This window comes from Chryseobacterium sp. 2TAF14 (genome assembly GCF_052115105.1).
Lineage (GTDB): Bacteria > Bacteroidota > Bacteroidia > Flavobacteriales > Weeksellaceae > Chryseobacterium.
Window position 1 is genome coordinate 1 of the sequence record NZ_JBFRGA010000190.1, and the last position, 5,819, is coordinate 5,819.

At 34.1% G+C, this 5,819-nt stretch carries 4 protein-coding genes; 3 read left to right on the forward strand and 1 reads right to left on the reverse strand.

Annotated features, from left to right (window positions below):
- Window positions 1–329: 329 nt before the first annotated feature.
- From AB4Y90_RS15290 to secG, 3 genes are all read left to right on the forward strand, one after another.
- Window positions 330–1,643 (forward strand): M16 family metallopeptidase, encoded by a 1,314-nt coding sequence (locus AB4Y90_RS15290; protein WP_441558405.1) that lies wholly within the window; start codon window positions 330–332, stop codon window positions 1,641–1,643.
- Between the two features lie 117 nt (window positions 1,644–1,760).
- Entirely contained in the window at window positions 1,761–3,806 is a 2,046-nt protein-coding gene (locus AB4Y90_RS15295) for a M16 family metallopeptidase (RefSeq protein ID WP_441558407.1), read from the forward strand.
- Between the two features lie 123 nt (window positions 3,807–3,929).
- Window positions 3,930–4,274, forward strand: a complete 345-nt coding sequence (gene secG, locus AB4Y90_RS15300) for a preprotein translocase subunit SecG (RefSeq protein ID WP_441558409.1) — start codon at window positions 3,930–3,932, stop codon at window positions 4,272–4,274.
- Window positions 4,275–4,324: 50 nt separating this feature from the next.
- On the opposite strand, the gene recR is transcribed toward secG, so the two are convergent.
- Complete coding sequence (gene recR / locus AB4Y90_RS15305; RefSeq protein WP_441558411.1) at window positions 4,325–5,641, reverse strand: recombination mediator RecR; 1,317 nt, start codon at window positions 5,639–5,641, stop codon at window positions 4,325–4,327.
- Window positions 5,642–5,819 lie beyond the last annotated feature (178 nt).

A 5,819-nucleotide genomic window follows, 5' to 3' on the forward strand; every position in this document is an offset into this window, starting at 1 on the left:
TCTTTATCCTGATCAGACCATGGACAACCCTTATTCTCAGTAAAACCTTTTTCTTTCGGGCATTTATCTTCATAAAAAAGAATACCATCTTTATCTTCATCAGAAAGACAAATCTTTTTATTAAATTCTTTTCTGCATTGTTTAAGAACTAAGTTATTATTTAGTTCCTGAGACTGCAAAATGTTTGAAAAAGAAAACAAAATTAAAAACAAATAATACTTCATGCTTAATTGAAAATAACTGTTATTACAAAATTCTTAAAAAAATATTAAAATTTTTGTAACAATAAGTCTAAATTTACAACTCATAGACAAAACAATTTCTATTTTATGAAAAAACGACTTCTTAGTGTTGCAGCTGCTGCCTTTTTCGGAGCGATGCTGAATGCACAACAAATCAAATTTGAAGAGTATGATTTACCAAACGGTTTACACGTAATCTTACATCAGGATAATTCTGCGCCGGTAGTTACAACTGGTGTAATGTATCATGTGGGAGCAAAAGATGAAGTAGTAGGAAGAACGGGTTTTGCACATTTTTTTGAGCACCTTTTATTTGAAGGTACTCCAAATATCAAAAGAGGAGAATGGTTTAAAATCGTTTCTTCAAACGGTGGACAAAACAACGCCAACACAACAAATGACAGAACATATTACTACGAAACTTTCCCATCAAACAATGAGCAGTTAGGTCTTTGGATGGAAGCTGAAAGAATGCGTCACGGTATCATCAACCAGATCGGAGTAGATACTCAGAGAGAAGTTGTAAAAGAAGAAAAAAGACTTAGAATGGATAACCAGCCTTATGGAAATCTTTTCACAAACGTACAAAAAAACCTTTTCACAAAGCATCCTTATCATTGGTCGACAATCGGTTCTATGGATGATTTGAATGCTGCAAAATTAGAAGAATTCCAGGCATTTTATAAAAAATATTACGTTCCGAATAACGCAACTTTGGTTGTAGCAGGAGATATCAAACCTGAGGAAACAAAAAAATGGATCGAAACTTACTACGGAAACATCCCGAAAGGAACAGTTTATCCTAAAAACTTCCCGAAAGACGAGCCTATCACAAAAGAAAAAGAAGTAACAGCATACGATCCGAACATTCAGCTTCCTGCTTATGTTTTTGCATACAGAACGCCGGGTAATAAAGAAAAAGACGCTTACGTTTTAGATATGCTTTCTTCTTATTTAAGCAACGGGAAATCTTCTGTTTTATATAAAAAATTGGTAGATCAGGAGAAAAAAGCACTTCAGGTAGCGGCTTTCAACCAAGGTCTTGAAGATTACGGTATTTTTGCTTTCTTCGCAATTCCGATGGGAGCTACAACGAAGCAGACTTTACAGTCAGACATCGATGCAGAAATCAAGAAACTTCAGACTACTTTAATTTCTGATGAAGATTATCAAAAACTTCAGAATCAGTATGAAAATCAGTTTGTAAACGCGAACTCGAGCATTCAGGGAATTGCAGCTTCATTGGCTACAAACCACGTATTGATGGGAAATACAAACTTAATCAACAAGGAAATCGACATCTATAAATCGATCACTAAGCAGGATTTGCAGAATGCGGCTAAAAAGTATTTAAATTCTAACCAAAGAATCATCCTTAATTACTTACCTGAAAAAAAATAATCACTAAATAGATTATAAGATTTTAGATTTCAGATAAAAGACTTATCATTCGTCTTCTATTAATCTTAATAAAATGATCAATTTAAATAAAGGATTATTAAAATTAAATTTTTACAAATGAAAAAACAATTCACTTATATAGCCGTAGCATTTTTATTCTCAGGAATGCTTTCTGCACAAAAAATTGATATTAATGCAATGCCGAAGCCGGGACCAACTCCTGCCATCAACATTGCGAAACCAAAAACTTTTCAGCTTAAAAACGGAATGACCGTAATGGTGGTTGAAAATAACAAATTACCTAGAGTAAATGTAAGTCTTTCTATGGACAGACAACCTTACTACGAAGGAGACATTACCGGTGTAAGCCAAATTATGGCAGATCAGTTGGGTAACGGAACGACTACTTTAAGCAAAGATGCATTCAACAAAAAAGTAGACTTTTTGGGAGCTAATTTAAACTTCTCTTCTGCAGGAGCTTCTTCAAACTCTCTTTCAAAATATTTCCCGGAAGTTTTAGGCTTAATGGCTGATGCAATTATCAACCCTAAATTTTCTGCTGACGAAATCCAGAAGTCTAAAGACAGATCTATTGAAGGTTTAAAAGCTGACGAAAAAAATGCTTCATCGATTGCTTCAAGAGTTTCTAATGCTTTAACTTACGGTAAAAATACTTCAAGAGGAGAATTTGAAACGGTAGAATCGATCAACAAAATTCAGTTAGCTGACGTTCAGAATATTTATAAAAAATATTACGCTCCAGACAATGCTTATCTTGTAATTGTAGGTGATGTAAAGTTTGACAAGGTAAAACCAATGGTTGAAAAAGCTTTCAACAACTGGAAAAAAGCGGGTACACAATTCCCTGCTTTAGAGCCTGCTTCAAATTTAGCTAAAACTGAAATCAATGTAGTAGACGTTCCTTCTGCAGTACAATCTGTAGTTTCTGTAGGAAATTTGAACACATTGAAAATGAAAGATCCTAATTATTTCTCTGCTACAATTGCCAATTACATTCTTGGTGGTGGTGGTGAAGCCAGACTTTTCATGAACCTTCGTGAGAAGAACGGATTCACTTACGGTGCTTATTCAGATATGAGCGCAAGCAAATATTCACCATCTTTCTCTGCTGAAGCAAGCGTAAGAAATGAAGTGACCGATAAAGCTGTAAAAGAATTCATGAATGAACTGAATGCTATTTCTACAGTAAAAGCAGACGAACTTGCCAATGCTAAAGCTAAATTGAAAGGAAGTTTCATCATGGCATTAGAGCAGCCTGCAACGATTGCAAGATTTGCTGTCAACCAAAAAGTTCAGGATCTTCCGGCAGATTTTTATACAAATTATTTAAAATCTATCGATAATGTAACTGCAGCTGATGTTTCTAAAGCCGTAAATGCAACTATTTTACCAAACCAAAGCAGAATTTTCATTGCAGGTAAAGCTTCTGAAATCTCTGAAGGATTAGAAAAATTAGGATATCCTGTAAAGTATTATGATGCTTATGCAAATCCTGTTGCAAAACCAACCGCTCAAAAAGTTGATGCAGGTCTAACGGTAGCTTCTGTTGTAGATAAATACATCAATGCAATCGGCGGAAAAGCTAATTTAGAAAAAGTGAATTCTTACACAATGACTGCTTCAATGTCTATGCAAGGGCAAAACATCGATATAAAAACAACAAAAGCTCAGGGAGGTAAAGAAATCCAGACCGTTTCTATGGGAGCAATGACGCTTCAGAAGCAGGTTTTTGATGGTAAGACAGGATATTCTGAGCAGGGTGGACAAAAAGTTCAGATGACTAAAGAACAGATCGCTGATAACCTGAAAAACACTGAGCTTTTCGAAGAATTAAGCTTTGCTAAATCTGGCGATTATAAATTGACAGGAATTGAAAAAATCAACGGTGAAGATTCTTATGCAATCAAATCTGGTGATAAAGCATATTACTATAGCGTAAAAACAGGTCTTAAAACTGGTGAAACTGAAACTATAAAAGCACAGGGACAAACTTTCACAGTGCCTACAACTTTTGCTGATTACAAAGATGTTGCTGGTGTGAAAATGCCTTATACCATCACAGTAAATCAAATGGGTATGGATATGGTGATGAAAGTAAAATCATACGAAATAAACCAAGCTAAAGATTCTGACTTCAAATAAGAATTAATATATTTTTAATGAAAACGGTAGCAATTGCTGCCGTTTTCTATTTTAGCGTAAATCTTATTTTGTGGTTCGGTAAAAAAACATTAAATTTGCCCATTCAAAAAGATATTAAAATTAATGGATACTATATTTACACTATTAATGATTCTTATTATGATTGCCAGCGTTTTATTGGTAATCGTTGTTATGGCTCAAAACCCAAAAGGTGGCGGTCTTTCAAGCACATTCGGAGGTACATCTTCTGCACAGTTTGGAGTACAGAGAACCAATGATTTTATGGAAAAATCAACCTGGACTTTAGGAGCGGTAATTATTGTTCTTATTTTAATAAGCGTTGTTATTACCGGTAAACCTAAGCAAGCAGCACCGGTTATTCCGCAAACTCCAACTCAAGAAGCTCCTGCAGAGAAAGCTCCGGCTTCTCAGTCTTCAGCTCCGGTAAGTGTTCCGGCAAATAAATAAGAAATACTTTATTTAAGATAAAATGAAAGCAACTCGATTGAGTTGCTTTTTTATTTGAGTTTAATTTTTTCTATTTTGTGTCTCAGCTTTAGCCCAGCTTTTAAAAATGAATATTGCAAAGGTTTGCTTTCTCTGTAATATTTATCAATAAAAATCTGCATTGCACCGTAAAATCTTTCAAGATACACTTCATTTTTTACGGTACTTTCGCCTTTATGATGAAGGATCGATGCTTTCCCGTAATAATAATTCTTATAATCATTTTTCACTAAAGTATAGCACAAATCGATGTCTTCACCATACATAAAATACCTTTCATCAAGCCCGCCCACTTTTTCGTAAATTTCTTTTTTAACTAAGAAAAAAGCACCGGTAATAACTTCTACTTCAGCAATTTCAAATTCACCAATATCATTTCGGTAATATGATTTTGAATTCTTCTTTTTAAAATTGGTAAAAAGCTTTTCAAAAGAATTAAACATATCCGGAACCGAACGTTTACTTTCAGGAAGAAAATTACCGTTTGCATCATGCATTCTTACACCCAAACATCCGAAAGTCGCCTTAGAATCAGYGAAATCTAAAATTTCATTTAAATAAAAACCTTCCAGTTCTGTATCCGGATTTAAAATCAATAGATATTCTCCGGTTGCAGTTTCTATCGCTTTATTATTAGCTTTAGCAAAACCTTCATTCTTTTCGGAAGCAATAAAATGCACTTTCGGAAACTCAGGAATAAGGTCTCCCCAAGAACTATCTGTAGATTTGTTATCGATTACAATAGTTTCATGGTCTACATTTTCTGTGTGTTTTTCAATAGAAAGAAGACAGTTTCTCAAAGAAATACCTCTCGCAATACTTGAAAACTGTACCCCAGAATTTTTGAATTTTTTATAAATATAATACGCCGTAGTATCGCCTTCCATGGTTGCGCTGAGTGCAAAAATAAATTCTTTTGCTAAGCCCTGCTGCAGCTTCTTTTCAATACTCGGAATATTCAGCTGATGAGGTCCTACTCCTTCCATCGGAGATATTTTTCCACCTAAAATAAGGTATTTCCCTCTGTATTTTCCTGTATTTTCGATAGCGATAACATCACGTACATCTTCCACAATACAAATCAGCTCATTGCTACGTTTATCGTTGCTGCAGATCTCACAAACATCAAAATCTGAAAAATTGTGGCATTCTTTGCAGTATTTAATTTCATTCACCAGATTGATGATTGAAGTTCCCAAACTTGTCGCCCTGGGATTTGGCTGTTTCAATAAATGAAGTGCTAAACGTAAAGCGGTTTTCTTCCCAATTCCCGGAAGTCCGGAAATTTCCTCCACTGCTTTTGCCAATACTTTACTCGGGTAATCCATAACTACAAAAATAAGAATTCTTACTGATAAAATTAATTAAATATAGTCTCTGAGGTATGATATTTGATAAGTAATGATTTTTTAAGAATTCACATTTAAATGATTTTAATTATTTAAAAAGCTTAAAAAAATTAATAATTTTATCCTGCAAAATATTAAACTTGAAAATAAACTAAAA

What these genes read in the sequence shown, in the direction of transcription:
- AB4Y90_RS15290 (WP_441558405.1), top strand. Translation starts at nt 330, where the DNA reads ATGAAAAAACGACTTCTTAGTGTTGCAGCTGCTGCCTTTTTCGGAGCG.
- AB4Y90_RS15295 (WP_441558407.1), top strand. Translation starts at nt 1,761, where the DNA reads ATGAAAAAACAATTCACTTATATAGCCGTAGCATTTTTATTCTCAGGA.
- secG (WP_441558409.1), top strand. Translation starts at nt 3,930, where the DNA reads ATGGATACTATATTTACACTATTAATGATTCTTATTATGATTGCCAGC.